18 protein-coding genes, 2 tRNA genes, 3 rRNA genes and 1 pseudogene are annotated in these 25,035 nt (G+C 43.0%); 13 read left to right on the top strand and 11 right to left on the bottom strand.

From position 1 onward, the window contains the following. The first annotated feature begins 119 nt into the window (after nucleotides 1-119). Nucleotides 120-1,421, top strand: a complete 1,302-nt coding sequence (locus tag HH214_RS01480; RefSeq protein WP_169605650.1) for an outer membrane protein assembly factor BamB family protein — start codon at nucleotides 120-122, stop codon at nucleotides 1,419-1,421. 518 nt (nucleotides 1,422-1,939) lie between these two features. On the opposite strand, the gene HH214_RS01475 is transcribed toward HH214_RS01480, so the two are convergent. Continuing rightward, entirely contained in the window at nucleotides 1,940-2,188 is a 249-nt protein-coding gene (locus HH214_RS01475) for a hypothetical protein (RefSeq protein ID WP_169605649.1), read from the bottom strand. A 115-nt stretch (nucleotides 2,189-2,303) separates the two neighbouring features. Here HH214_RS01475 and HH214_RS01470 point away from each other — a divergent pair, with 115 nt between their 5' ends. After that, a complete protein-coding gene (locus HH214_RS01470; RefSeq protein ID WP_169605648.1) occupies nucleotides 2,304-2,720 on the top strand; it encodes a ubiquitin-activating E1 family protein in 417 nt (138 codons plus the stop codon). A 280-nt stretch (nucleotides 2,721-3,000) separates the two neighbouring features. On the opposite strand, the gene fucP is transcribed toward HH214_RS01470, so the two are convergent. The 9 genes from fucP to HH214_RS01425 all read right to left on the bottom strand — a co-directional run bounded on the left by fucP (nucleotide 3,001) and on the right by HH214_RS01425 (nucleotide 13,169). Beyond that, on the bottom strand, nucleotides 3,001-4,311 hold the full coding sequence (gene fucP, locus HH214_RS01465; RefSeq protein WP_169605647.1) for an L-fucose:H+ symporter permease: 1,311 nt from the start codon (nucleotides 4,309-4,311) through the stop codon (nucleotides 3,001-3,003). Between the two features lies 1 nt (nucleotide 4,312). Then, a complete protein-coding gene (locus tag HH214_RS01460) occupies nucleotides 4,313-4,759 on the bottom strand; it encodes a MaoC family dehydratase (protein ID WP_169605646.1) in 447 nt (148 codons plus the stop codon). Nucleotides 4,760-4,968: 209 nt separating this feature from the next. Then, the gene (locus HH214_RS01455; protein ID WP_169605645.1) at nucleotides 4,969-6,051 is read right to left on the bottom strand and encodes a Gfo/Idh/MocA family protein; all 1,083 of its coding nucleotides are present in this window, start codon (nucleotides 6,049-6,051) and stop codon (nucleotides 4,969-4,971) included. A gap of 4 nt (nucleotides 6,052-6,055) precedes the next feature. Further along, nucleotides 6,056-7,291, bottom strand: coding sequence for an extracellular solute-binding protein (locus tag HH214_RS01450; protein ID WP_169605644.1), 1,236 nt, complete (start codon nucleotides 7,289-7,291; stop codon nucleotides 6,056-6,058). An 11-nt stretch (nucleotides 7,292-7,302) separates the two neighbouring features. Next, nucleotides 7,303-8,439: a CaiB/BaiF CoA transferase family protein gene (locus HH214_RS01445; RefSeq protein WP_169605643.1), complete on the bottom strand. Its 1,137-nt coding sequence runs from the start codon at nucleotides 8,437-8,439 to the stop codon at nucleotides 7,303-7,305. Further along, nucleotides 8,436-9,590 carry a CaiB/BaiF CoA transferase family protein gene (locus HH214_RS01440; protein WP_169605642.1) on the bottom strand — a complete coding sequence of 385 codons (1,155 nt, stop codon included), beginning with the start codon at nucleotides 9,588-9,590 and terminating at the stop codon, nucleotides 8,436-8,438. The genes HH214_RS01445 and HH214_RS01440 overlap by 4 nt, the downstream gene beginning before the upstream one ends. Continuing rightward, nucleotides 9,583-10,746, bottom strand: a complete 1,164-nt coding sequence (locus HH214_RS01435; protein ID WP_169605641.1) for an ABC transporter substrate-binding protein — start codon at nucleotides 10,744-10,746, stop codon at nucleotides 9,583-9,585. The genes HH214_RS01440 and HH214_RS01435 overlap by 8 nt, the downstream gene beginning before the upstream one ends. A 309-nt stretch (nucleotides 10,747-11,055) precedes the next feature. Next, a complete protein-coding gene (locus HH214_RS01430; RefSeq protein ID WP_169605640.1) occupies nucleotides 11,056-12,231 on the bottom strand; it encodes an FAD-dependent oxidoreductase in 1,176 nt (391 codons plus the stop codon). Nucleotides 12,232-12,308: 77 nt separating this feature from the next. Next, nucleotides 12,309-13,169 (bottom strand): AraC family transcriptional regulator, encoded by an 861-nt coding sequence (locus HH214_RS01425; RefSeq protein WP_248282178.1) that lies wholly within the window; start codon nucleotides 13,167-13,169, stop codon nucleotides 12,309-12,311. Nucleotides 13,170-13,383: 214 nt separating this feature from the next. Here HH214_RS01425 and HH214_RS01420 point away from each other — a divergent pair, with 214 nt between their 5' ends. The 4 genes and pseudogenes from HH214_RS01420 to HH214_RS01405 all read left to right on the top strand — a co-directional run bounded on the left by HH214_RS01420 (nucleotide 13,384) and on the right by HH214_RS01405 (nucleotide 16,919). Beyond that, a complete protein-coding gene (locus HH214_RS01420; protein WP_169605639.1) occupies nucleotides 13,384-13,596 on the top strand; it encodes a hypothetical protein in 213 nt (70 codons plus the stop codon). Between the two features lie 26 nt (nucleotides 13,597-13,622). Next, a pseudogene (locus tag HH214_RS22280) lies at nucleotides 13,623-13,841 on the top strand (transposase); the annotation flags it as partial. A 37-nt stretch (nucleotides 13,842-13,878) separates the two neighbouring features. Beyond that, complete coding sequence (locus HH214_RS01410) at nucleotides 13,879-15,192, top strand: hypothetical protein (protein ID WP_169605638.1); 1,314 nt, start codon at nucleotides 13,879-13,881, stop codon at nucleotides 15,190-15,192. Between the two features lie 356 nt (nucleotides 15,193-15,548). After that, nucleotides 15,549-16,919 carry a glycoside hydrolase family 28 protein gene (locus HH214_RS01405; RefSeq protein ID WP_169605637.1) on the top strand — a complete coding sequence of 457 codons (1,371 nt, stop codon included), beginning with the start codon at nucleotides 15,549-15,551 and terminating at the stop codon, nucleotides 16,917-16,919. Between the two features lie 132 nt (nucleotides 16,920-17,051). Here the strand turns inward: HH214_RS01405 and HH214_RS01400 are convergent, their stop codons facing one another. Beyond that, nucleotides 17,052-17,351, bottom strand: a complete 300-nt coding sequence (locus HH214_RS01400; protein ID WP_169605636.1) for a TIGR03643 family protein — start codon at nucleotides 17,349-17,351, stop codon at nucleotides 17,052-17,054. A gap of 233 nt (nucleotides 17,352-17,584) precedes the next feature. Here HH214_RS01400 and HH214_RS01395 point away from each other — a divergent pair, with 233 nt between their 5' ends. From HH214_RS01395 to rrf, 7 genes are all read left to right on the top strand, one after another. After that, complete coding sequence (locus HH214_RS01395; RefSeq protein WP_169605635.1) at nucleotides 17,585-18,376, top strand: hypothetical protein; 792 nt, start codon at nucleotides 17,585-17,587, stop codon at nucleotides 18,374-18,376. Between the two features lie 273 nt (nucleotides 18,377-18,649). After that, on the top strand, nucleotides 18,650-18,853 hold the full coding sequence (locus HH214_RS01390) for a hypothetical protein (protein ID WP_169605634.1): 204 nt from the start codon (nucleotides 18,650-18,652) through the stop codon (nucleotides 18,851-18,853). 456 nt (nucleotides 18,854-19,309) lie between these two features. Further along, nucleotides 19,310-20,827, top strand: a 16S ribosomal RNA gene (locus HH214_RS01385). Between the two features lie 162 nt (nucleotides 20,828-20,989). After that, nucleotides 20,990-21,064: transfer RNA gene (locus tag HH214_RS01380), tRNA-Ile, on the top strand. Between the two features lie 87 nt (nucleotides 21,065-21,151). Beyond that, nucleotides 21,152-21,225: transfer RNA gene (locus tag HH214_RS01375), tRNA-Ala, on the top strand. 272 nt (nucleotides 21,226-21,497) lie between these two features. Next, nucleotides 21,498-24,384: ribosomal RNA gene (locus HH214_RS01370) — 23S ribosomal RNA — on the top strand. 178 nt (nucleotides 24,385-24,562) lie between these two features. Further along, a 5S ribosomal RNA gene (rrf, locus tag HH214_RS01365) occupies nucleotides 24,563-24,674 on the top strand. The 16S, 23S and 5S rRNA genes sit together here with 2 tRNA genes alongside, the layout of an rRNA operon. Nucleotides 24,675-25,035: the final 361 nt, after the last annotated feature.

Genomic DNA, 25,035 nt, shown 5'->3' with positions numbered 1-25,035 from the left:
ACCCGTCCCCCCCCGCATACCTGCACCCAAAGAAACAAACACTCACCCACATAATCCCCCAATCTGGGGGATTGCAAAGGCTTTGTGAATCATTATCTTTGCCCATAAACACATCATTCGTGAAAATACCTTACCTTATCATCCTTTGTATTTTGTTATCGCTGCTGAGCTGTAAGAAAGACAAGGTCGTAAAACCCGATCCCGAAAAACCTGTGAGCGCTGTTCCGCTGCCCGATTCGGTATTGTTTGTTAATACGGTCGATCAAACTTCGGGCGCTACCGTGCTTTTTGTGCTCAATGCGGCCACGGGTGCATCGGTTACCAAATACACCTACCCGGCAGATGCGGGTACCACCTGGAGTTACCCGGTTACTGGGAACGACCTGTTGTATACCCTGCAAACCCATAAAATTAACGCTATTAACATGGCTACCGGCAAACTGGTATGGACTGATGCCCTTAACAACGCCCTTACCCCAATTTTGCACCAGCAAACATTTTTTGGCGTTAAGCAAGAAAACACAACTTCGTACGAGGCGTATGCCCTGGATGCTACCCGGCAAACCAACGATTTTTTATGGAAATATAAATTGCCGGGTGCGCCGGTACAACTGAATTATTACAATGGGGTAGTTTATGTATTAACTGATGTCACGCACCTTACCGCGCTGGATGCCAAAACCGGGACAGCCAAATGGAGCGTTGCTGCCGCAGCGCCGTTGTCGCTCAATGCCATTAACGATGGCGCTTTTATAGCAGGCAATACCATTTATAATGCGGCCACCGGCGTGATCATCGGCACGGCAGGCACGATAAACATACCGTTATTTTACGGTGCAGGCACTATCGTTCGGTCGCAGTTGCTTTATGCTACGCCTACTGTTTGCTATATTAAAACCGGGCATTACAGGCCAAGCGCCTACTCGGGCTATGATTTTAACCAGGATTTTTTGAGCGTAGTAGACATTGCCTCAGGTACAGAAAAACAACGTATTAAGTTTGGTGAAGGCTATATTTTGGTGCCTACTACTAATGTGATCACGCAAATGTGGAACAATAAGCTCATCATTAGTCAAACGCATTCAGAAACAGCCAAGTTTTACGGATATTTAGCCAGTAGTCGGTACGGTATCTTGCCGGCTGATCTGTCGTCTGAGCTGGTCACCTTCGAACAGGAACAAAGAGGAGTGAGTTCTGAGTACCTTATTGCCGGTAATAGGATATTTTACTTTAAGGTTTATTGGCCTGCTTCGGGCATAACTCCATTCGTTCCGGGAACGCCTAATCTATTTTTGTCCGTTAACCTACTCACGGGCCAACAGCAATGGAGCAGCGACAAAAGTTTTGACGATACTAAGGGCCCGGCCATGTCTGCCTGCGTGTATACCGGCGGCAAAGGATTTTCTAAGTATATTCAATAAGTATGGGTGTATAGGATTGTTGAGTAGTGAGGATAGCTGCTTGTTCCTAAGCAGGTAAGTCACGAGTAGCTGGCCACGTTTCTGGCCCTGCATGCTCGCGCGCTAGGGGAAGTGGTAATGAAGTGGAGCAACATTATGCTTTTTAATATATGAAGAAGTTAATTCTATTGTACATGCAAACATTTATGTCTTTGGTGATATATTGATATCATCAACTTTAATTTTAGGAGTACGAGCGCATTTATATTTGTTTCCTTTGGCATTTTAGCCAGTATCACAATATTGACTTTTGCGATATTCCTGAATCGGAGGAATGATATACGTAAGGTTGAAAAGCAGAAAGCTAAGCGGATTGAAGATTTGAAAGCTGCAAAAATTCGCCATACTGTAAAATATGGCCACGAACATGTGGAGGCATAATTTTCATATGTGTTTTTAGAACTAGCTTTTTACTCACCCAAATTCTACTGTAACTCATCTAGTTCATCCTCAACTTCCTTTCCATCCTTAACCTTACCTTAATAATTCGGTATGGTAGCCAGGTACATGCAGTAATTAGCATAACTCAGATCCCACTTGACATAGCTCTCACTTACCCTGAAGTACTTGCAATGGTCGCCTATTGCTCCCCCTGGAAGTGTCGAGGCTATTATCTCCTCGTTCGCTCTCGGGCTCATCTTGATAATGTCCGCTCCTTTGATCAAGATGGTAGATTTGATAAAAACCTCACTATCAATACTGGCCATGATATAATCATAGATGTCCATGATTTCAGCTCAAGTTAATTACTGTTCCAATCAATAACTGTAAAAAGGTTTTCGTTGGCTCTTTCTTTTTATTGCGTAAACACATATCGCCATTGCCACCCTAACGATTATCTGTGTGGACACCGTACACGATAAGTTTGAAATAGCTAAAATGCTGAACTTACTGGTCGGGGAGCATTACGGGCGTAACCGCGTCCAGTACTGGATGGGTTTTGGCAACAGCTGTATCAGTGGGCAGGTTATTTTATCCACTTTAGGCAATATTAGTCAGTCTGCTTCTGAATTGTACTGGTCTGTAGAAAAGTTGCCTTTAGTTACGGAGGAGTTTAAGAAATTGCTGACCTCCTCGGAACAGGATGGCGACACGCCGAGTTGCTCGCTGGCCAAAGCATTGACCAAGCCAAGCAGGACTTGTTCATTAATTCTGCGCTGGCTAACTGCGGGGTTTCCATGTTGTGGCAGTTGTTTCGTGAAGGCATCTTATTTCACCGGAGATTTTTTCAATCTCGGGATTTTCGTACGCAGCTGTTGAAGGTGAGCTGAAATTACGTCGCTTAGGAAGAACGCCAAAATTGTCCGGTAGCAGGCTTCGCCCGTTCAGGATGCTCCCTGTTTTCTTGAGGTCTGATAGATGAATGTTAAAAACAGGGGGTTGCTTTTCTAAGGAAAGACTGTGATTATTCCTAAGCGAAACCAAGCATTTTAACTGGATTTCTCATGTCGTAATAATAATAATGTTCTAAGTACTGTTCATCACACGCGTAAAAGGTCGTTCGGCGTTTTAAGGTAATATTTTCCGGTTATTCTCTCCTTTATTCGGCAATCAGATGCTTTTTAATTTTATAGCCGTTGAGGCCAAAGTAGATGATGACAAGGAAACATAGCAGCGGTATGATATAACCCGGTTGTATTCTATCATGACTTAAATCAACCACCATACCCATGATATAAGGTATTATAGCACCGCCCACAATAGACATAATCATGAACGATGACGCAGGCGCTGTATCTTCCCCTAAACCATCGATACCTAAACTAAAAATGGTTGGGAACATGATGGACATAAAGAAACCGATACCCCAAAGGCAATATACCACGAACACACCTTGTATCAAAATAGTTATTCCGCAAAGCAAGGCCGCCGCCGCCGCGTAAATAGCCAACAATTTTGACGCTTTAACAAATTGCAAAATAGCGGTGCCAACAAAGCGGCCGCCTACAAAGAACGCACCGTAAACAGCCAGGTAATAGCCGGCAGTTTTCTCATCAAAGCCTCCGCCCTGAATGGCCATTTTAATAAAAAAACTGATAACACAAGTTTGTGCACCCACGTAAAAAAACTGCGCTATAACCCCCCAGGTTAAATGTTTATGCCTTAAAGTGCCCAAAAAGCTACCGCCTGTAGTTTGTTCTTTGGTAACGTTTTTAATTTCAGGTAATTTAATTATCCAGAATAAAAAAGCTACTACCAGTAATACAGCTGCCAATGTACCATAAGGTACCTTTACTGATGAAGCCTCGTGCAGTAAGTAAGCTGTACGGCTGGCAGATGGCATTTTATTGAGCTGGGCTTGCGTAAGGCTTTTACCTGAAAGGATAAAGATTGTGCCTACTAACGGACCAACCATTGCTGCCAAGCCATTAAATGCCGCTGCTAAATTTAAACGGGTAGTAGATTTTGCCGGATCTCCAAGCACGGCAGCGTATGGATTAGCTGCGGTTTCCAATATTGCTATGCCGCAACCAATGATGAACAATGCGCCCAAAAAGCCTAAATAAGTAAGCGCATTGGCAGCCGGTATAAATAATGCAGCGCCTACAGCGGCCAGGCAAAGCCCTACCAGAATGCTTTTTTTGTACCCTAATTTTTTGAGCAATATACCTGCGGGGATAGCCATTAAAAAATAAGCCAGGTAAACTGCCGTGTCTACTAAGGTAGATTGTGCGTTACTTAACTGACAAGCCTTTTTTAAATGGGGAATAAGTATACCATCGGTATTGTGTACCATACCCCACAAAAAGAACAAAGAGCAAATAAGCACAAAAGGTAACAGCAGGTTTTTTCCTTTTAATTCGGATTCTTCCATTACAGTGCTTCCTGCGCTGGAGCTAATGTTGGCCATATTATACGTTGATTTTTTTAGCGAGTAACAGGTGGTCACACACTAGCACCACTTCTCCATGCTGGTTTATTACTTCTACGTGTTCGGTTACGGTGCCATATTCAGGTTTTTTGGCATTGGCCTTTTCTGATATGGTAATTTCTGAATGGATGGTATCGCCTATAAATACTGGCTTTACAAAACGCAGCTTATCGTAACCTTTACTAAATGCTTCAGGATTAATTTCAGATGCAGTTAAGCCAATGCCAATAGCAAATATCATGGTACCATGGGCAATACGTTGTTTAAACGGCTGGGTTGCACACCACTCAGCATCCAAGTGATGCGGAAAGAAGTCGCCTGTATGGCCGGCATGTACCACAAAATCAGTTTCGGTGATGGTACGACCAAGCGTAACGCGTTTGTCGCCTAAAGTATAGTCTTCGTAAAAAGTTGATTTAAAATACATGTCTCTTGATTTCGGAAGTCGAATGTTCGATTTCGATCTATTTTTTGTTCGTTAATATTTATATTTAAAATTTGTCATTTTGAGTTATCATTCGAAATCTTGCGCGTCTGTACCGTTCTTTTGCATGGCCTGTCGCTTATATAAGATTTCATCGTTAATCGAAATAACAAATCCCTTTTAGGCCCTCCCTTCGGTGTGATGGGTAAGACTTAGACCACTTCCTTTAATTTATCACTTAATGGCACGCCACCATTATCACTGCTTTGGTAAGCGCTTTCCACCACAGCCATGGTCTTGATTACGTCTTCCACGTTAGTGGGTAGTACATCGGTTTCGCCTGCTTTGTAACGCATCAGGCTGCCCATGGTACCGATAAAGGCATCAGGGAACCAGGAACCTTCCAATTTCACTTCTTTCCACTCGGGGGCTTTGCCTTCTTCTATAATCACATACTCAAACTTGTCGGGCACGCCGTGCGGATAGTCCATCAGCAAACCCATACGAGCTTTGATGGCACCTTTAGTGCCTTCCCATTTAATGAAACTTTCCTGGTTATGCGGACCAAAAGAATGATCGTGATTGGTATTAATAACCGCGTGCATGGTGTCGCCATAATCCAGTAAAATGGTTGACCGTGATGATGAGAGCTTCTTTGCAGGATGCTTCAGTGTTTTAGCCATTACCGATTTTGGATCGCCTAAAAACGAACGCAACAGATCAATGTAATGGATGCTGTGATATTGTATCTCTAACCTTGGGTGCACCATCACGAAAGGAAACAGTTCCCATGGAGTTTCCAAAGTTACGCGTACTTCTAGGTCATAAAGTTTACCAATTAGACCCTGCTCAATCATCCACCGGGCGGCGCTCACGTATGGAGCAAAACGCAACTGGCAGTTAATGGCGGCTACCAGTTTTTTACGACGGCAAACTTCCAGTATCTCTTTACTTTGCCAAAAATAATCGCCCATCGGTTTCTGAATTAGAACGGCACTGCCCTCGGGCAGTTGTTCCAGTGTTTCCACAAACTTTTCGGGCATTATGGTAATATCATAAACGGCATTGGCCGGCGCGTTGGCAACGGCATCGGCAACCGTATCATATACATTCGGAATGTTCCACTCAGCTGCTACTTTTTCGGCGCGGGCACGGGTGCGGTTGGTGATGCCAGCCACTTCGAAACCGGCTTTTCGATAAGCGGGAAGGTGTGCATCGGTCACAATACCGCCAGCGCCGATGATGATGATTGGCGCTGGATTTTGCGGCAATGTGGGTTTATACGGTATTTCCATGCAATTATTCGGTTAATTTGTCTATTTTTTGCTGCCCTTGTTTTAGCAGGTCAATAATCGGTGTATCGGTGTTAATAGCTGCCAGCACCACTTCGTCAATTATTTTAGCGATGTGGGCCCAGTTGCTTTTTTGTGGCAGCGAACGGGCAACCAGGTGCAGCTCTTCCAATTTATAATAGTATGGAATAATGGCATTCACGCCGTAGTCATTCCAGGTAGAAACACGGCAGCCAATGCCTCCCTCCAAAGTAACCAATTTATCATTGCGTTGATTAATGGCAAAACGTAGAAAATCATAGGCCACTTGCTTATACCGGCTGCCCTTGCCAATGGTATACAGCCAGTAAACGTTAAGCGAAGCGGATGCAAATCCTGGCGCTGAAGGTAACGTTGTGATGTCTACCTTGCCTTTCACGTTCGATTCGGGTATTACCTCACACATGGAAGCGAAGCCAAACCAATTTACCATCATGGCTACCTCACCACGGGCAAAAGCCATACCCATCGCTACCGACTCATAATTCAACGAACCGGGGTGAACAGCACCGGCATCATTCAACAATTGTTTATAAAATTGGAGACTTTCTACCGCTTGCGGTGTGCCAATAATGATATTTCCGGCTGTGTTGGTTAGCTCACCACCGCGGGTCCATAATTGCAGCACAAAGTCGAAGACGGTATTATGCCCATCCGGGTAACCTGCAAAAACAGTTCCGTACAAATTCTGCTCAGGCCGGTTAAAAAAGCGAGCTACGGTTTGGAATTCTTCCCAGGTGCGGGGCACTTGCAGCGGTTTGCCATGCAGCTCATGAAATGCTTGTTGCTCGCGGCTGTCTTTAAACAGATCTTTTCGATAAATTAAACATTCCGGGCCATCATGAAATGGAAGCCCGGCTATGCCATCGCCATATTGCTGAGAAGCTCTTAATGAAGGGCTCCACCCGATAGGAAAATCAACTGGCGGTTTTTGATCAATATAGGGTTTGAGGTCTTCCAGATTACCGGTGGTCCAGGCCTCGTAAAGCCAATCGGTTACCACGTGTGCAATATCCCAGTCACCATTAGCCAAACCTCGGTGTTCAATAGCCGAGGCGTAAAGCTCTTCTAAATCCATCGGCACCATTTCAGCCCTCAGGGTGCAGCTCGTTTCTTCACAAAAGCTGTCCCATATTTTCTGCAGGGCAGTTTCAAATGGGCCAAATTTACGCACGGCAATTCTAATGGTATCAGGGCTGCTCATATCTATCGTTTTCAGGATATAATTTCTTTTAAAATGGACTGCGTGTCCTGCCCTAATGCCGGTGAGCCGATATCAGAAGTCAGTAATTCACCATCCATACGAATAGGGCAACGGGTGGTGCGGTATTGATAACCATCCTTCATGGTCACTTTCTGTACCATTTCCAATGCTTTAAAGCCTTCCTGCTCCATGAGCGTGTCCCAGCTTAATACCTCGGCGCACCAAATGTCGGCCGGTTGTAATACTGCCAGCCAGCTTTCGGTGGTACCTGTTTTCAAATGCTCAGCCAGGATGGCCTTGATTTCATCGCGCTGATGAAAAGCTTGCGCAACTTCGCTATAAGGCAACAGTGCATTACACTTTAACAACTGAGCTAATTGGGGAATGGAACCCATAGCCAAAGACATATAACCATTAGCTGTCTGATAAATGCCGTATGGAGCTCCTAAATAAGCATGTGCATTATGCGTTTCTGACCGCTGCGGTAACAAGCCGTCATAGTAATAGGTGGTCACGGCTTCAAACTGCAGGTCGTAAGCCGATTCGAGCATGCTTACCTGCACCAAAGCGCCTTCACCTTTAACCGACCGGCGCACTAAACAAGCTAATATACCTTGCGTTAAATGCGTACCTGCCAGCATATCAATAATAGATAGGCCCATGGGCACCGGGCCGCCGGCATTGCCGCTTAACCAGGTTAAACCTGTGAGTGATTGCAGCAAGAGGTCTTGTCCTGGCTTATCCTTCCAGGGCCCTATGTTTCCATAACCGGATATTTCAGCATAAATGACATCCGGATTTACAGCTTTTACACTTTCATAATCAAATCCTAAACGCTCCATTACACCAGGGCGATAATTATGCATTACTACATCGGCTTTTTTTACCAATTCCCAAACATGGGCACGGTCGGCTTCACTTTTTAAATCGGCAGTAAAGCTTTCCTTGTTACGGTTGATGGCATGAAACACCGACGATTCCCCATTCATAATTACGTTTGAGGTATATAGATGCCGGCAAATGTCTCCCGTTTCCGGGCGTTCAATTTTAATAACACGGGCACCTAAATCGGCCAAACGTAAACCGGCTGAGGGCCCCGATAAAAATTGGCTGAAATCAACCACTATATAATCTTCTAATGGTCTCATGCTTCAGTTAAATGAAATTGTTGATTAATTAAATCAGTATGCACACCAGGACGCGGCGCTGCAACAGAAGAATACAAGCGTGTGTGGTCAATGCGTATTGGGCAGCGCGTAGTATTCAGCGCACTGCCATCGGGCAATAATACTTGCTGTTTAATGCCCATGGCCTCAAAAGCTTCATGGTTCAGGCTTTCGGCGTAGGTTAATATCGCAGAGCTCCAAATGTCCAATGGTTCCAGGATGTCCAGCCATTCAGCCGTTGGTTTCTCTTTCAAGCGGCCCGAAATCAGCTCCATAATCTCATCACGATGCTCGAACCAAGTCGCCCGCTCTTCATATTTTCGCAGGTTGATGCCCAGGGCATCACCAATTTTATGCAAATCGCCCATGGCCAAGGACAGGTAATTGTCTTGAGTAGAGTATATGCCATACGGCGCACTTAAGTATGGGTGACCAGTACCCTTTACGCTACTGCGTTGCGGCAGTTTTTGCCCATCATTAAGGTGCGTGGTAATAACTTCGAATTGCAGATCAAGCACCGACTCCAACAGGCTTACTTCCACTAAAACGCTTTTTTGCGTTTTATTACGTTTAATTAACGCTGCCATGATGCCCTGTGCCAAGTGCGAGCCGCACATGATATCGGCCACAGCTAAACCAAAAGGCACCGGACCGGCATCATGAGTATCTGTCAGATAAGTTAATCCTGAGAGCGATTGGATGAGTAAATCCTGTCCAGGGCGCTGTGCCCATGGGCCTTTGTTACCATAGCCGGTTACTACGCCGTAAACTATTTTAGAGTTAATGGCTTGTACATCTTTATAGGTCAGCCCGATTTTTTCCATAATGCCAGGACGGAAGTTATGCGTCATTACATCAGCTTGTGCAATGAGTTTTTTAACCCTTTCCAGGTCATCAGGATTTTTCAGATCGGCCGCGTATGATTCTTTATTGCGGTTGATGGTATGGAATACTAAACTATCACCATTTACAAAAATATTGCGTATGGCAATCTGCCGGCCGGCTTCACCCTTCACCGGGCGTTCAATTTTAATAACCCGTGCACCCAGATCAGCCAGGCGCAGTCCGGCTGTAGGGCCGGCCATAAACTGGCTAAACTCTAATACTACCAATCCTTCTAAAGGCTTAACCATGTTGTATGTTTCCTTTCGATTCGCCAAATAATTTATTTAAAGCGTTCAGCACATCATGTTCGCTTCCGCCGTTCATCAGATAGTTACGCACTACGTCGCCGCCAAAATCCTGAAAATGCATGGAGCCGTTATAACGTGGGCGCAAGTAGGCACGTTGTAAAGCAGGCAAAGTACTTTTAAAATAATTATGGGTGTAAGCATTGGTATGCTCGCTGGTCCAGGCGCTGAGATGCCCCGGCTGGCCCCCATTATCGGTAAATAAGCCCTGTTGGCAACTTGGCGATGCTACATATTCGGCGTAGCGCATGGCTACATCAACATGCTTGGTTTGTGCGGATACGGCTAAACCTGTACCACCTAATGTAGAGCGCAAATTGGTTTTACCGTCTAGTGTTACCATATCATTAAAGTGCAGCACTCGCCTAGCGTAGCCTTCGCGCGAATAATTAGAGTACCCGTAGGCGAATGGGCAATAAGCGATATCATCACTCATGGTCATACGCTCATACACCTTAATAGGATTGTAGTTAAAGCAAGCCGGATCAACTAATTGCGCCAATTGGCGATACATTTGCAAAGCTTGAACACCAATTTCGCGGCTCACCACCTCATTTTCACGCTGAAAAGGATCTTCGCCCAGTGAGCAGCAAAAGGTATAAAAGGTCATTAATGAATCAATCGGAATGAGCGGACAAGCCACCAGGCCGCGCTGAGCAAGTTCAATCAACTCATCATAAGTTGAAGGACGATCGGTGCCGTGCGCCGTCAACAAATCCGGACGACTGGCAGCTACAGGTGTAGCGGCATCAATAGGCAATGCCCATTGCTGCCCCAAAAAGTTATAGCTGATATAAGATTCGCCTACCGTATTAGCTTTCTGGTCTTCCAGAAACTCAGGCAATAAAAATTCGTCGAATGGTAAAATGGTGCGAGTATTGGCGGCAAAGCCAGCCCAAGGGTGATCAATCACCAAAAGGTCATAGCGCTGGGCCAATTGCTCGATAGAGAAATCGGCAAATTGCTGCAACGAGCGCTTTTCCCATATAATTTCTACACCGGGGTTTAATTCAGAAAAACGCTGGGCAGTGGCCGTCATGGGCACAAAGCCACGGCTGTGGTTCCAGGTTATTCCTTTCAGGATGATTTGTTCAGACATACAGGTTTTTTTCGCTTAAGTACCTTCTAATAATTGAAGCCGGAATGACCGGATAACATAGGAAAGTGTGGTATAAACGAAGTTAGATTTATTGGTGCAACCGCAAAAATATCTGTGCTGATGCTTCAATTTTTATATGATATACGCAAGATACTATGAAATTTTAGCATCAATATGCACATATATTATCATCGCTTATTTAAGCTGCAAATTTAGATAGTCAGAAATAGTACTGTGCACTTCTAATTTTTGCAGGGTCTTTATTTCTTTGGTTTCCGGCTGTTTTGTAAAATCTCTTTTGAAAGTTTTTTAAGTAAACTGTTGTACAAGCTTCTTAATCGATTCATCAGTAGGAGAGGCAAAGTCCTTTATTCCGTCCAGTGCCTCTTTCCCCAGTATGATAGCTCTTTCCCGCATTTGTTTTTCATAAGCAGTGATGGCAGCTTGTACATCTTTAAATTCACTATTGGTTAAACATTCGCTTAGATCTAACGCATCCAGCATAGCCGTATTGACGCCTTCACCTGAAGGTGGCATTAAATGAGCTGCATCTCCAATGAGTGTGATGTTTGCTTTAGTATCCCAATGTTGGTCTAAAGGAAAATAGTTTAATGGCCGGGGAACAAAACGGGTACATGCTTTGAAAAGTGTAAGAAATAGGTGGCTCCATCCTTCATAAAACTTAACCAAATAAGCATACACTTCTTCGGGGTTGTTAAAGTCTATACCGTTGGTTTTAATCCAATTTTCTGGATATAGAGATGCCGCATAGAACGTTAACCCACCGTCACCTCTTGGTTGTACTGCAATAGTTTTTCCTGCACCCATAGCAATAAGATTAGCTTGGTTAACTAACTCGTACATTTCAGGACAATCCTTCTCCGGGTAATCTATTTCACCTTGAATGATGGTAGCACCTGAGTACAGAGCTTTAATGTCTGTTACATGAGAACGAATTCTTGATCTGTACCCGTCTGCACCGATCACAATATCTGCTAAAGCTGTTGTTCCACTTTTAAATTGTAATTCCCAAATGTTATTGACCAACTGCATACTTACAAGTTGACTATTCCAAACCACTGTATCTGGCAATAGCGAATCTATCAAAACGTTTCGAAGTGCTCCTCTGTCAATCTCCGGTCTAAAATGTTCATCACCAAAATCGGCACTAGATTCTTGATTATGTTCATCCATGCAGATATTGGCGTCCTTGTCAACCATGCGGTATTTATCGGCACCTGGCATGTAATTAGCTTTGAAAGTTTCTAATAAACCCGCGGCTTCTATTACTTTCAATCCGGAATCAAAGTGCAAATCAACAATTGCACCTTGTACACGTGCTTCTTTGCTAAAGTCCCGTTCATAAACTTTCACGTTTGCTCCTTTGAGCTGTAATAGCCTAGCTAAGGTCAATCCACCAGGGCCACCGCCTACAATGGCAATTTGCTTATTGTGTAATAGATTTATAGATTTTGGTGCTTCCATTTGTATTTTATTTATGTTGATACAAAGGAATACCATAAGGTCAGTACAAACAATGTTGATCCATAGTAAGTATAGGACTAAACGAGGTTTTTACTTCGAAAAGCCAATGGTGTTATACCTAAAATTTTAACAAACAACCGCGTAAAGTAAGAGTAGTCATCATAGCCCAGTTCACCTGCAATCTCCTTTACGGATTTATTGGAATGATAAAGCAGGCGTTTGGCTTCTAAAATAATACGCTGCTGTATATGATGCGAAACGGAATAACCAGTTGTTGTTTTAATACATTCGTTCAAATAGGGGGTGGATATATTCAAGCTTTTAGCATATTCCGCAGGACTTTTAACTGTTGTAAAGTTATATTCCAGAGATGTTTTAAACGCTCTGGTAATAACTTCAAACCGAGAGTAGGTATCGGTTGACTTATAGTGAGTTAAATACTGCGATGTAATCAGTGCAACTAAAATATTGCAACTTTCTTTTAAGATGGAATCATATAGTTTCTCATGTTTCCGTTCAGATAATTCAATGCATAAAGAAGCAGCTTTTGAAATAGTAGATAGTGTCTCTGCTTTTAAAGGCAATACATCCACCGGTGTGAGGTCTTCCAATAATTTCAGGTATTCTGGCCGAAGATTTTCAGCGGTAATTATCCAATTGCTAATCGTAGCATTTTCAAATGCTATCAGGCGGTGCACTTGATTCGGGTGTATATAAATAACAGACGATGCTTCTATTACATGTTTTTGAAAGTCAATCTCAATATGCGTACTTCCTTTTTCCTGTAAGATAAATAAATGTCCATTGTCTCGGTGCGATTGTTCTACCTCTTTAGCATTTGGTAAACCGTTGAACGACGTTCTTCCAATCATTATTCCTTTTCTGGTACCAGCAGGCAATGTGTTAACAGGAATATGTTGGCTTTTATTTGGCATCATTTATCCGTACAAAAGTAATTTAATATATTTTCAGTTAATTGCTGTACATAAATCAACCAAATATTAAATTAGAATAGCGTGAAGATAATGGCGATTTGCTTTATTGTTTTAACTGAAATTACTTTATATAAATTTCGGTGTCGATATCGCAGTTTGCTGAAAAATTTCAATTACATTTTTTAAACATTTCATACCATATAGAAGTTCTAATCCCATGAATTATTCGATTGAGGAAGGTGATTATGTGAGACATGAAAATCCTTCAGTTAACGGTGGATTACGAATGAATGTAGAAGAAATCAGTGAAGATGGGCAAAGAGCCAAATGCTCACATTTTGCCGGAAATGAAGCAACACACAAGGTTGATTGGTTCCCTTTAACCGACTTGACCTTAGTGCAAAAAGCCGATGGCGGTTTTGTTGATTAACAAACAGAGGGTATCAATCTACCAATACTATAGAAGGTTCATGGACGAGCCTAAAACGTATGTATTACGGCGTATACAGGTATATTAGCTTCAAGCATCTGCAACGATATTGTGATGAAATGAATTTTCGGTATAACAGTAAGGATTTAGATGATTGCAGGAGGTTTGATTTGGCTATCAGAACAACCAATCGGGCAAGGATTAAATATAGAGAGTTGATTGGTAAAAGCGGTTTAGCGGCTTAATATATTTAAATTATCTTATATATCGTACTTTTCGAACGTGATTATAGACGTAACACTTACTAACTTACTCTTCAAAATTTTATCAGACCTAAATATTGATAATCCGGCAGGTCTATTAAAAAACTTGGTGGTTAAAAAAGGTGTATTGATAGTAAAAATAGATACTGCATCAAATCCTAAAAAGCTTGTTGATGCAATAGATTCATATTTTAAAAGCAATTATCAATCGTTTAAAGTTAATCTAACAATTGCTGGAAAAACTTACAAATTAAGATACCCAAGTTTTAAAGATAGACTATTGCAAACTCCATTTATGATGCAGTTAAGTATGCCATTTTATTGGGCAATACTGGTTTCTTGTCTACCACTTTTGACAACCGCTTTCTGCTTAAAATTTTCAGATATATCAATAACTGATTTAGACCATGAAGCAAAAGAGATTAGTAATTACTATGTCAATATATGTTTCTTATTGTCAACATTAATCATCACTTACCTAATTACAAAAGTCGTTGCCATTAAACAAGAGAAAAATAACAGAATAGTAGCAATCAGAGATTATAGTAATCAGCTAACTGAATTTAGAAGAATTTGTCGCAATTTAATTTATGACCCATCACTATTTACTGCTCCAAATTTCGCCCGATATGCCAGGGGAATTACATCTAAAATCACTTTTCAAGAATTGGAGAATTTCAATTCTTCCAATGACGAAGATTTACACTTGAAGGTCAAAAATTATATAGTTGACTCAAATTTTAGTGAGATTCTTCTTAAACTTTACCTTCAATTACACAGTTTTTACATTGAAGGAGGTTATAATCCACCATTCATGTTAGCTACTCATTCAGCCAATTACATATATTCAAGCAAAGAACTTAAAATGTGGGAGTTATTTACTGAAAATAATCTTATCTGGTACGTTTTTGACAACGAAAGAGGTAATTATGAAAACCATTTCGATTTTAGCAATCAAGCACATGCAAAGCCTGTTGTAAGCAGTGCCAAAAGATTTGACAGAAAGAAATATAAGGATGCTAAATACAGCAGCGACTTATTGTTAGATATTTCAATGGACGTTCAAAATGAAGTGTTGCCAAATCTTACAACATTAGTAAAGAAAAATGAGGAAGGTTTACCTTTTGTATTCAAATATTTTATCTTCTGTTTTGCTATCATTGTATTATTTGGAGTAGTCGTAAAAAACTTCTTTGACTTATTTTATCCAACGCCATTTATTGACCTACTATCTATCATGGTTACTATGATGGTTTTGATACACATATTTGTCTCTTTAAAATTTATTTTAAGAGGTGAATTGTATATGAGTCGTAAAACGGATTATTTATGATTTAAATCTAAATTAATATTTTACTTCAAAATGCGATATAGGCACCATAATATATTGTAGCAATTCAATAAGTCAAAATTAGATTTAACTTACAACTATCATAAAAATAATTCGCTTTCATTAGTGGTAAATACAAACAACCCAAATGATTCTCCAATGCAAATCAAAAAAGAGTAGTCGCTCTAACATTGAAGTACACGGGTATGTAATAGGCATTTAGTGGTGCATTTATGATAAGCTACCGAAATAATAATGGAGGGATTAAAAGCAAATATCATCAACTATGCTTTTCGCGAATAGTTATTACCAAATTTCTTTACTTTGAAAACTCGTTAAGCTATTTGCATACATCATTTATGACCTATATTACCCGTAAGATCAAAAAGCCTTTCTTTAACATCATCCTTAAATTGTTATTTTGGATTATACCGTCGTTGTCGTTTGCACAACACCTTCGCTATAATATACAAGATATTGGGGCCAAAGGGGATGATAAAACATTGAATACGGATATCATTAATCAAACTATCACCAAATGCTTTAATGAGGGTGGTGGCACAGTTGTTATTCCCAAAGGGGTTTTTCTGACTGCAACTATTTATTTAAAGAGCAATGTAAATATCGAATTGAAAAAAGGCGCTGTTTTAAAAGGTGTTTCTAATATAAACCTATATCATTCGTTCATTCCTAAAACTGATCTTTCCAGATATAATACAGTAAGCGCAACCGGGAATAATGCTAATAGTGCTTACGATACGGTATGGACCAAAGCTTTGATTATAGGCGAAAGTGCAAGCAACGTTACTATCTCAGGTAGTGGCATTATAGATGGGGAACATGTATTCAACGCTCAAGGTGAGGAAAGTATGCGGGGTCCGCACACTATAGTTTTAGCAAACTGCAAAGACATTAAGTTTGAGAATATCACTATAGAAAAAGCCGCCAATTATGCCTTGCTGGCTTATAACCTGCAAAATGCAACTTTTCAAGGCATTCATATTCAGCAAGGGTGGGACGGAATACATATTCGGGGCGGCAAAAATATTCTTTTGCAGCATTGCGATTTGCAAACTGGCGATGATGCCATTGCTGGCGGGTTTTGGGAAAACTTTCTGGTGAAAAATTGCACTATCAATTCATCCTGTAATGGCATTCGGGTTATCATGCCTGTAAAAGATTTTCAGGTAACAAATTGCCGCTTCATCGGTCCGGGAAAATACCCGCACCGAACCTCCGGTAAATTACACCGAACTAATATGCTGGCAGGCATTTACATTCAGCCAGGTGGATGGGGAATGGTTAAAGGAGATTTAGAAGGTATTCATATCTCAAACCTAAAAATGCACAACATGGATAATCCTTTCATTTTCGAATTGCATAAAGGAAACAACGCTACAGATATTGTTGTTGAAAATATAACAGCAGATTCCATTAAACGCCCTATAGCTGTACATAGTGATGCTGGCTACACTTACAAAAACATTCTTTTTAAGAACCTTTCAATTCACTACCTTACTAATGCAACAACAGAAGCGCCATGGGCTTTGGGAGCATCAAACGTGCAGCATTTTCGATTAGAAAATGTGAAATTTTATGCAAACGGCAAAAAGCCGAAAACTGCTGTAAAGTTGGAGAATGTAAGCTTTCCTGCATTTGTAAACACTAACGTGTACAACCTGAATGATACTCAGGAAGTACAAATGATAAACTGTGGAAAGATCAACTAGATGATTTGACTGATAATTATGTTTCATTCAGGTATCTACCACTTATCGTTTGTTTATAAAATCGCATAGGAGCTACATGCACTCAAAAATCATTTATAGAAATGCTTCTTGATTTATCTACTTAGATTAGTACTATCCTCTTCGCTTACTGATCTTGTTCAGTGTAATTTGCCTTTGTAGATTACTTTTAAATCGAGTTATTGTTTTGCTTAGAAGTTTGGTGTGTTTGGTCTGCCTGCCTTGAACCCTTGCACGCCACATTTTAAAACTTGATAGTTTCATCTCCCTGCGCATCAAATTAATAACGTCCTTCTCAGTTAAACCAAACTGCGCATGTATAGCATCAAAGGGCGTACGATCTTCCCAAGCCATTTCTATAACTCGGTCTATAGTTTCACTATTTAACTGACTTGTAAGTTTAATATCACTCATAATTTACCTAACACTTTAAATCAGTATATTGTGATTGGGTATGACATATTTTATTCAAATAACTATAGTCAATCCGTGTACTGCTACTCACTGCCTTAATCTAACCTGCCATTGGTACATAACTACCAAATAGATGTCGTTTCTATATCTTCGTAGCAAACTTGTAAAACATGGATATATTGACGTGTTAATAGTTGTATAGAAGTATTTCATAATTAACAACATTTTATAAAATGGGACTATTCGACTTTTTAAAGAAAAAGGAGCCGCAACAACAAACTAATCAGCAAACTGAAAATGCTGCAGAACAACATAACGAACCTTATCTTGGCGATTTGGAGAAGACAGAACTGGTGTATAATTTGGTTCAAACTCCAAAGTCAGAACGTGACGAAAATTGGCAAAAAGCTTTTTTACAAAACGTTATACAAGCAAGTTTTCGTTGCGGAGAACCACAGGTAATAACAGGCCCAGATGGGTTTCTATATTTTCAGTTGTTTTTGCCTGAACCTAATAAAAGTTTTCAATGCTATGTAATTGACAAAATGAAAGATGATTTTCTGCTGTCCTCAGGCTTTGGCGTTGTAATCAATCCGACACCGAACAGTGTGGACTGGGTTTTCTCGTATGGCGATATACTGAATTTGCATCTGAATAAAACGTTCTATACAACTGAAAAAACGCCATTTTCAAGACGCGTTAATGATGAAACCATTGACAAAAACGAAAAAGTAATGATCGGCCAACCTTCAGAAGCAATTCTGCCTCAGCAAACACGACAACTGCTTGCAGAATTGTTGAAAATAAATGGAGTTGAGAATCCAAAAGTTTTGTTGATGATGCGAGACAAGCAAGATGGTAAAGACAGTACTCAAGATCTGGTATTCAATTTAACACCACAAACTTTCAAAACACAAGATGAGTATAGAAGTATCATGCAAGCCATTAGCTGGTATTTACCCAAACACTACTCGTTTGTAGGAATAGACGAAAGTGTATTTGGTGAAAATTTCATGCCTTTATAATAGGTAAAACACGCTTGTGTATATATGGATGGTTTATTAATACTTAAACTCTACCATATATATAACTGGGGCGAGAGGCAAGCCCGGGCCATGCAGGCGCACATCAATTAAAGTGACTTAAGTTCAGCGGTTTAACGAGGCATAACAAGAAAAGGCAGGAAATTGTTTGCGGGATGGGGAAATAAATCTACCTTTGCACACCGCAAACGAGAGGATGCGGGTAGTACATTGAAAGGTTAGGGTTGAAGCGAGTAGAGCAGGGGCATCAAATGAATGAAACGTAAGTTTGAAGATGCTGCTAAAACTTTTTTCAAAAAGTACTTGACGGGAGGTATAAAAAGATATACTTTTGCACTCCGTTTCGGAAGCGAGACGGTTAGTACATTGAAAGAGGGGAAAAAGGGAAATGGGACCTGGAAGCTGAAGCGGCGGAAGGGGAGCTGGAGTGCCAGGGATTTAGCTGAGAAAGTAGGCTAAAAAAAACTTTAAAAAAGTACTTGACACGAAAGAGAAAGAAACTTACCTTTGCACTCGCAAACTGAAAGCCAGAAAAGTTCTGAAGTACGCTGAAAAGGCGGAAAGCTCCGAAAAAAATTAAAAAATAAATTTGGAGAAAAAGAAAAAAGCTTTACCTTTGCACTCCCAATCACAACGAAAGGGAAAATAAAAAAAAAGAAATCTTCGCAACGAAGATGGATTAAAAATCAGAAAGTCTATTCATCGCAATGATGACAGATATAAAAGCCTAAGCGAGATGCGGCGGCGAGAAAGTTCTTTTAAGAAGTAACATGTAGCGTAGCGGGAGGTAGTAGAAGTACTACACTCTGTCAAGAAAAACAAACCTTTAAGTTAAACTTCTGAATACTGTATAAAGATACAAATAATCAGATTTCTATTTTGAGTAATAGGGTCTGGATACAAACAAAACATTTTACAATGGAGAGTTTGATCCTGGCTCAGGATGAACGCTAGCGGCAGGCCTAATACATGCAAGTCGGACGGGATTGAGCTTTCGGGCTCATGAGAGTGGCGCACGGGTGCGTAACACGTATGTAACCTACCTTTATCAGGGGGATAGCCTCTCGAAAGAGAGATTAACACCGCATAAAATCACAGTGCAGCATTGCATAATGATCAAATATTTATAGGATAAAGATGGGCATGCGGGACATTAGCTAGTTGGCGGGGTAACGGCCCACCAAGGCGACGATGTCTAGGGGATCTGAGAGGATGGCCCCCACACTGGTACTGAGACACGGACCAGACTCCTACGGGAGGCAGCAGTAAGGAATATTGGTCAATGGAGGCAACTCTGAACCAGCCATGCCGCGTGCAGGAAGACGGCCCTACGGGTTGTAAACTGCTTTTGTACCGGAATAAACCTTTTCACGTGTGAGAAGTTGAATGTACGGTAAGAATAAGGATCGGCTAACTCCGTGCCAGCAGCCGCGGTAATACGGAGGATCCAAGCGTTATCCGGATTTATTGGGTTTAAAGGGTGCGTAGGCGGCCTATTAAGTCAGGGGTGAAAGACGGTAGCTTAACTATCGCAGTGCCTTTGATACTGATGGGCTTGAATGCAGCTGAAGTGGGCGGAATGTGACAAGTAGCGGTGAAATGCATAGATATGTCACAGAACACCGATTGCGAAGGCAGCTCACTAAAGTGCGATTGACGCTGAGGCACGAAAGCGTGGGGATCAAACAGGATTAGATACCCTGGTAGTCCACGCCCTAAACGATGAATACTCGATGTTGGCGATATACGGTCAGCGTCTAAGCGAAAGCGTTAAGTATTCCACCTGGGGAGTACGCCCGCAAGGGTGAAACTCAAAGGAATTGACGGGGGCCCGCACAAGCGGAGGAGCATGTGGTTTAATTCGATGATACGCGAGGAACCTTACCCGGGCTTGAAAGTTAGTGAATGATTCAGAGACGAATCAGTCCTTCGGGACACGAAACTAGGTGCTGCATGGCTGTCGTCAGCTCGTGCCGTGAGGTGTTGGGTTAAGTCCCGCAACGAGCGCAACCCCTATGTTTAGTTGCCAGCATTTAAGGTGGGGACTCTAAACAGACTGCCTACGCAAGTAGAGAGGAAGGAGGGGACGACGTCAAGTCATCATGGCCCTTACGTCCGGGGCTACACACGTGCTACAATGGGCAGTACAGAGGGCAGCTACCTGGCAACAGGATGCCAATCTCAAAAAGCTGTTCACAGTTCGGATCGGGGTCTGCAACTCGACCCCGTGAAGTTGGATTCGCTAGTAATCGCGTATCAGCAATGACGCGGTGAATACGTTCCCGGGCCTTGTACACACCGCCCGTCAAGCCATGGAAGCTGGGGGTACCTGAAGTATGTAACCGCAAGGAGCGTCCTAGGGTAAAACCGGTAACTGGGGCTAAGTCGTAACAAGGTAGCCGTACCGGAAGGTGCGGCTGGAATACCTCCTTTCTGGAGCAGTATTCAACCAAGAAGAGACGAAAGAAGGCCAGTAAGGATAGAGAATTCTGCTACGCACATGTATTTCTTAAGATTAAAAGAAGAAAAGAGAAACCCAAAAGAAAAAGCCATATCAGTACTATAGCAATATAGAGTGGCTGTTATACCAACCAAAGTCTCGTAGCTCAGTTTGGTTAGAGCACTACACTGATAATGTAGGGGTCAGCAGTTCAAATCTGCTCGAGACTACTACTGGCAGGGTTGAAAGTTCAAGGTTAAAAGTTCCAAGCGAAAAGCGCGGAGAGCGAATAACCGGTAACTAACAACTATTCTTATGGGGAATTAGCTCAGCTGGCTAGAGCACCTGCCTTGCACGCAGGGGGTCAACGGTTCGAATCCGTTATTCTCCACGATGTGGTACAGACTCAAGAATATAGAATACAGAGTCAAGATAATAAAAAGTCTTGCATCCTGATTCTAAGCGCTTGATTCTAATCACAAAAAGTTCTTTGACATATTGGAAGAAGTAATTGAAAAACTGAGAAGACAACAGTGGGACAGTTAGTAAGTTACGAGTAATGCGTTGTGCGTTGCGGGTTTACCCGGAACAAACATCGCAGAGCACGCAATAGAAAACTATCCAAATAAAAGCATACCTATCTGAGCAAAAGCAGATAGTGTAGAAGAAAGTAAGAAAGGGCACACGGAGGATGCCTTGGCTCTCAGAGGCGATGAAGGACGTGATAAGCTGCGATAAGCTCGGGGGATTAGCAAATATGAATTGATCCCGAGATTTCCGAATGGGGAAACCTAATCTATTGAAGATAGATTGCAAATAGCGCGAACCTGCTGAACTGAAACATCTAAGTAAGCAGAGGAAGAGAAAACAACAGTGATTTCCTGAGTAGTGGCGAGCGAAAGGGAATTAGCCCAAACCGTTTATGTTACGGCATAGACGGGGTAGTAGGACTACGATGTGGTACAATATAAAGAAGCGGAAGGGCATGGGAAGGCCCGCCATAGAGCATGAGAGCTGCGTACGCGTAATGAGTATTGACCTAGTAGGATCCTGAGTACCGCGAGGTCGGAGACGCCTTGTGGGAATCAGCCGGCACCATCCGGTAAGGCTAAATACTCCTGAGAGACCGATAGTGAACCAGTACCGTGAGGGAAAGGTGAAAAGAACCCCGAACAGGGGAGTGAAATAGAACCTGAAACCGTGTGCTTACAAGCGGTCGGAGCAGACTTTGTTCTGTGACGGCGTGCCTTTTGCATAATGAGCCTACGAGTTACTCTTCTCTGGCAAGGTTAAGCGGTTAAGCTGCGAAGCCGAAGCGAAAGCGAGTCTGAATAGGGCGTGCAGTCAGAGGAGGTAGACGCGAAACCTTGTGATCTACCCATGGACAGGTTGAAGGTGCCGTAACAGGTACTGGAGGACCGAACCGATAAACGTTGAAAAGTTTCCGGATGATTTGTGGGTAGGGGTGAAAGGCTAATCAAACTGGGAAATAGCTCGTACTCCCCGAAATGTTTTTAGGAACAGCCTGGCGGTTGAGTTATTCAGAGGTAGAGCTACTAATTGGGTGCGGGGGAGTCAAATCCTACCAAATCCAGATAAACTCCGAATGCTGAATAACATTACGCTGGAGTGAGGCTCTGGGTGCTAAGGTCCAGGGCCGAGAGGGAAAGAACCCAGACCATCAGCTAAGGTCCCCAAATTACTATTAAGTTGAACTAACGAGGTCCGGCTGCACAGACAGCTAGGATGTTGGCTTGGAAGCAGCCATTCATTTAAAGAGTGCGTAACAGCTCACTAGTCGAGCGGCCGGGCATGGATAATAAACGGGCATTAAATAGTATACCGAAGCTATGGATTACATCATTAGATGTACTGGTAGGGGAGCATTCTGCCGCCGGTGAAGCATGACACGACAAGTGCATGTGGAGGTTGCAGAAAAGCAAATGTAGGCATAAGTAACGATAAGGCGGGAGAGAAACCCGCCCACCGAAAGACTAAGGTTTCCTGATCAACGCTAATCGGATCAGGGTTAGTCGGGGCCTAAGGATCAGCCGAAGGGCGATTTCCGATGGACAACAGGTTAATATTCCTGTACTTTTTACCACTGCGATGCAGTGACGGAGTAGTGACACTTCCGCGTTCTGACGGAATAGAACGTTAAAGGCCGTAGGTATAGATTGGGTTGTAAAGTACGCCCGGTTTGCTGAAAGCTGATAGTACCCAAAGCCCTCGGGTGGCGGGATAGTGAAGGTAATCAGACTTCCAAGAAAACCTGCTAAGCTTCAGGTGGTAAAAACCCGTACCGTAAACCGACACAGGTAGTCGAGGAGAGAATCCTAAGGTGCTCGAGTGATTCATGGCTAAGGAACTCGGCAAAATGGCCCTGTAACTTCGGGAGAAGGGGCGCTGTCAGCAATGGCAGCCGCAGTGAAAAGGCCCAGGCGACTGTTTAACAAAAACACATGGCTTTGCAAAATCGAAAGATGACGTATAAGGCCTGACACCTGCCCGGTGCTGGAAGGTTAAGAGGGGATGTTAGTCGCAAGGCGAAGCATTGAATCGAAGCCCCAGTAAACGGCGGCCGTAACTATAACGGTCCTAAGGTAGCGAAATTCCTTGTCGGGTAAGTTCCGACCTGCACGAATGGTGTAACGATCTGGGCGCTGTCTCAGCCATGAGCTCGGTGAAATTGTGGTATCGGTGAAGACGCCGGTTACCCGCAACGGGACGGAAAGACCCCATGCACCTTCACTACAACTTAACATTGATATCGGATACAGGATGTGTAGGATAGGCGGGAGGCCGCGAAGCGGGTTCGCTAGGACTCGTGGAGCCAACCTTGAAATACCGCCCTTTCTGTATCTGGTGTCTAACCCGGTAACGCCGGGGACATTGTTTGGCGGGTAGTTTGACTGGGGTGGTCGCCTCCAAAAAGGTAACGGAGGCTTTCAAAGGTAAGCTCAGTACGCTTGGTAACCGTACGGGGAGTGCAATAGCATAAGCTTGCTTGACAGTGAGGCAGACAAGCCGAGCTGGGTCGAAAGACGGATATAGTGATCCGGTGGTTCTGCATGGAAGGGCCATCGCTCAAAGGATAAAAGGTACGCTGGGGATAACAGGCTGATCTCCCCCAAGAGCTCATATCGACGGGGAGGTTTGGCACCTCGATGTCGGCTCGTCACATCCTGGGGCTGGAGAAGGTCCCAAGGGTTCGGCTGTTCGCCGATTAAAGTGGCACGCGAGCTGGGTTCAGAACGTCGCGAGACAGTTCGGTCCCTATCTGTTGTGGGCGCAGGAAGTTTGAGTGGGGCTGACCTTAGTACGAGAGGACCGGGTTGGACAAGCCTCTAGTGAATCTGTTATGACGCCAGTTGTACTGCAGAGTAGCTACGCTTGGAATAGATAAGCGCTGAAAGCATCTAAGTGCGAAACTAGCCACAAGATGAGACTTCCATTGAGGGTCGTGGTAGACTACCACGTTGATAGGTTACAGGTGTAAAGGTGGTGACATCATAGCCGAGTAATACTAATTGCCCGAAGCTTTCTTCGTCAACAGATCAGGTGCTGCATTCTTTCCGGATGCAGCACCACAATCAAAAACAATCAGCTGTGTCTTTTCAGCCATCAATCACTTCTTTCAATACTATGTCATTGTTGTATAGTCAGCGTCTTTAGCTACGGGATACCCGGATCTGAAAACCCGCAACGAAAAACAACATTAAAAATATTCAGGTGCCTATATCGGCGGTGTCCACCTCTTCCCATTCCGAACAGAGAAGTTAAGCCCGCCAGAGCCAATGGTACTGCGGTAACACGTGGGAGAGTAGGTCGGCGCCAACTCTTATCAATTACCCCCTCTAGGTCCATCCTACGAGGGGGTTTTTGCTTTTACAAACTTTGGAAATCCTGTAGGCTCACTCCGTACTCCATACAAAGAGCTACTGCCCCTTTGGGGAATGCAGTAGCTCTTTGTATTGGTAAGTAGGCTAGCTTAAGCAGGCAGGCCCGCCAAGAGCTTCTCCGGTGACACCGGTAAGTCCCGTACCCGGATCCCCGTGGCATGGTATACCGCATTCACCACCGCTGCCGCCATCCCCGTAATCCCTATCTCCCCTATACCGCGTGAACCAATCGGCGAAATAATAGTGTCTGGCTGGTCATCAAAAAGCTTTTAAGGTTATGACCGGGAATAACATAACAT

Origin of the sequence: Mucilaginibacter robiniae (assembly GCF_012849215.1) — a bacterium.
Lineage (GTDB): Bacteria > Bacteroidota > Bacteroidia > Sphingobacteriales > Sphingobacteriaceae > Mucilaginibacter > Mucilaginibacter robiniae.
The sequence above is the reverse complement of the archived record's forward strand: the minus strand, read 5'-3'. Positions and strand labels throughout refer to the sequence as shown.